Annotated in this window: 2 protein-coding genes and 1 pseudogene; all 3 read right to left on the minus strand. The window is 60.0% G+C overall.

Annotated elements, in window-relative coordinates; genetic code table 11:
• Window positions 1-63 precede the first annotated feature (63 nt).
• Window positions 64-249 (minus strand): helix-turn-helix domain-containing protein, encoded by a 186-nt coding sequence (locus tag ACZ6C1_RS38860; RefSeq protein ID WP_469247736.1) that lies wholly within the window; start codon window positions 247-249, stop codon window positions 64-66.
• A 188-nt stretch (window positions 250-437) separates the two neighbouring features.
• Complete coding sequence (locus ACZ6C1_RS38865; protein WP_469247737.1) at window positions 438-1601, minus strand: SpoIIE family protein phosphatase; 1164 nt, start codon at window positions 1599-1601, stop codon at window positions 438-440.
• A gap of 510 nt (window positions 1602-2111) precedes the next feature.
• A pseudogene (locus ACZ6C1_RS38870) lies at window positions 2112-3035 on the minus strand (PAS domain-containing protein); the annotation flags it as partial.
• Between the last annotated feature and the right edge of the window lie 268 nt (window positions 3036-3303).

The raw sequence follows: 3303 nt of genomic DNA on the forward strand, positions 1-3303 counted from the left end.
TGGAATCACCACGCCAACGACGAGGGGCCCTGCCTCGTCACCACACCTGCTGACCAGCCCATTTCACCCTCCAGCACAGGATGAAAGAGGCTCACGAACGCGCAAAGCGTCGTTGTAGACCACCCGCGAGCACCCGCACGCCCTGGCCAGCGCCGAGCGCTGAGGACCGTTCGTGTGCATACGAAAGGACCTGAGCTGCACGAATGCGAATTTCAGTTGGTTTATGGCTGGGTATCGGAACATCCACATCTGGCAGGCACTGCGCTTTCGCTGCACGCCCACGTGGTTATCGTCCACCTGCGGGTCAGGGCAGTTCTGAGAATGGCTTCACCACCGGGCTGAAGCGCGGTGCACTGCGATTAGTCCCGGTAGCTTATTGAGATGGCGACTCAGGCTGAGGCACAGCCTCCGGACTGCGCCGGCGTGCCATGGCATGTTCAGACTGACCCATAGCAGACCGGCGTAGCCTGCTCCGTCCAGATTGTTTTTCCTTCTTCGGTGTAGCGAGTGCCCCATCGCTCGACCAGTTGGGCGATGATGAAGAGGCCACGACCCTCCTCATCGTCAGTTGACGCATGATGCAGGTGAGGCGCTGTGTGGCTCTTGTCCGATACCTCACAAAGCAAAGACCGGTCACGGATGAGACGGACCCTGACCGGGCCAGAAGCGTGGCGGATGGCGTTCGTCACCAGCTCACTGACGATGAGAACGGTCGAGAACTCCAGAGCGCTCAGGTTCCAGTCACTGAGCCGACTAGCGACGAGCGAGCGGATGACTTGGACAGCTGTGGGCTGATCCTCCACTTCCCAAACTGCCACGCGTTCCGGACTCAGCTTCCTTGTCCTTGCAAGAAGCACCGCAACGTCATCGGGCTTTCGGTCCGGAGGCAGCAGTGATCCGACGATGCGGTCGCAAAGTTCTTCAAGACTGCTCTCGTACTCTGCCAAGGCACGGCTGAGCAGCCGAAATCCCGTGTCGATGTCGTAGTCATGCGCCTCGATCAAGCCGTCGGTATACAAGGCAAGGAGACTGCCCGGTGCAAGAGAAACTTCTGTGGTCTCGAACGGGAGGCCCCCGATGCCCAACGGCGGGCCTGGCATCGTCTCCGGATAGGTGATGTGTCCGTCTGGCGCAACGATTGCGGGCGGAGGGTGCCCCGCACGTGCCATCGTGCAACGCATCGAAACAGGGTCATACACGGCGTAGAGACATGTGGCCCCGAGTGCCTCATCCTCAAGGGCGCGCTCATCATCTAACTGGATCAGTTCATCCAGGTGCCCGAGCACCTCGCTGGGGGACAGGTCCAGGCGAGCCAGCGCACGAACGGTGGTACGCAAGCGCCCCATGGTAGCGGCGGCACTGATACCACGACCCACCACATCCCCCACGACAAGTGCGACTCTGGCGCCTGACAGCGGGATCACGTCGAACCAATCACCCCCGACACCTGCATCTGTGTCAGCCGGGAGGTACCTGTGTGCCACTTCAACGGCGCTCTGTGCTAGGAGCTGTTGCGGCAGGAGGGTGCGCTGCAGGGCAAGCGCAGCTGCTCGTTCACGCGCGAATCGGCGGGCATTGTCTATGCCACTTGCCGTGCGCATCGTCAGTTCCTCAGCGAGCTGCCGGTCATGAGAGTCGAAGTGCAGCGGGTCTGGGCCTGTTCGGCGGAACGAAACTAGTCCGAGCGTCGTGCCGCGAGACCGGAGCGGAACAATGAGCTCGGAGTATGCATCTGTGTCATTCCCTGGAGCGCCCGCGTCATGGGATACTGATTGTCCGGTCGTCCAGGATTGCATATGAGGTGATCCGGGAGCGTAGCGAACAGGTATTCCATGGGCGCCTTTAAGGTGGGTGCTCGAGTGAGGCCTCGTCAGCCGGCCATGCGGTGCGGAACTTTCTGCTAAACGGATAAGTGGAGTTTTCAGCTTTTTCCCGATGGGTCTGTCACCGTTGAGGACAGTTTCTAGGACGTCAACCGTTACCTCATCAGCGAATTCTTGAACCGCCGCTTCACTGATGGCTCGGGCGGTGAGGCCTGCGTCTAAAGATTCCCCGATTGAGGCGCCAGCTCTTGCGAGTAGCGAAATCCGCTGTTGAGCCCTATACCGTTCGGTGATGTCGAAGGCGTCTTCGCACACCCCCACTGGACGACCACTCGCGTCCTCTAATCGGTAGTACGAGCATGACCACACGCGCATGCGTCCCGGATTCGTCGGAAGACGGGCCCGGTAGTGGAGGTCAATGACGGGTTCTCCCGTCTCGAGTACTTGTCTCATGACACCGCCTAGCGTCGGCGGATAGAGAGGAGTCAGGACCCGTCCATGCGGGTAGAGGTGATCCGCGTGGGTGCCAGTGTGATCCGCGAGGGGCTCTCCGATCTCGAGTACTGATGCCTCATTTGCCCACATCAGACGGAGGTCTGTGTCGTAGATGGCAAGACCGATCGGCGACTGTTCGATCAGCCCCTGCAGCATTGATTGCTGCACTTCCCAGGTTCGGTACTGCTCCATACCGAAAGCGATGAAGATCCATGTCGGCGTGTCAGTAGGGCGGCCCTCTCTTACCGGGAGCAGTCGGAACGCGAGCAGCACAGCCCGTACAGGATGTCCGTCTGCATGTCTTACGGTGAGCACCATGCGCTGAGGTCGTATGGCGGCTACCTGTTCAGCGCCAAGGGCACGGAACGGCCCTGCCTTCTCGCCTAGAACGGAATCTAGCTTGCTGCCAATTGCTACGTCGCTTGGATACCCAAACAGACCCTGCGCAGAATCGCTCCAACCCAGAATCCGTCCACAACCATCCAGCACCATCATTGCTGCGCCCGATAGCTCCAGAGGGCTGCCAGCCATGGGATCGTAATCGAAGCGCCAACCTTCCATGTCGCCTCCTGATTCGTCTGTGTTCGTCGGCTCGATTCCAGTATGCGAGCTTCGGAGCTTCAGTCGATAATGACGCCGGCTCCCAGCTGCTGATCTCGACTTCGCAAGATGCGAGTTGGCATTGCGCCAAATGGTTGCTGGACCAGCCGCTGACATTGGTGATGGATCAAGGAGACCCGGCCCCCGACGACCTGGTCATTGAGTTCTAGCCATCATCGCAAACTGCGACCGTCGGGGATGCAGTGGCCTTCGAGATCCGCAAGATCCAATCTTCGCAGGGACGCAAGAGGTTGACCGCGAGCGGGAGGAATACTTCCGGCTCGTGGACCAGTGAGCCTGTTCAGTGTGGTCGCTGATCGGGTGATGGTTGGGGTCGTGACGGAAGAGGCCCTCGAGTTGTTGAGCGGGATGTCTGACGTCCGCA

Source organism: Streptomyces sp. NPDC041796, assembly GCF_055590785.1.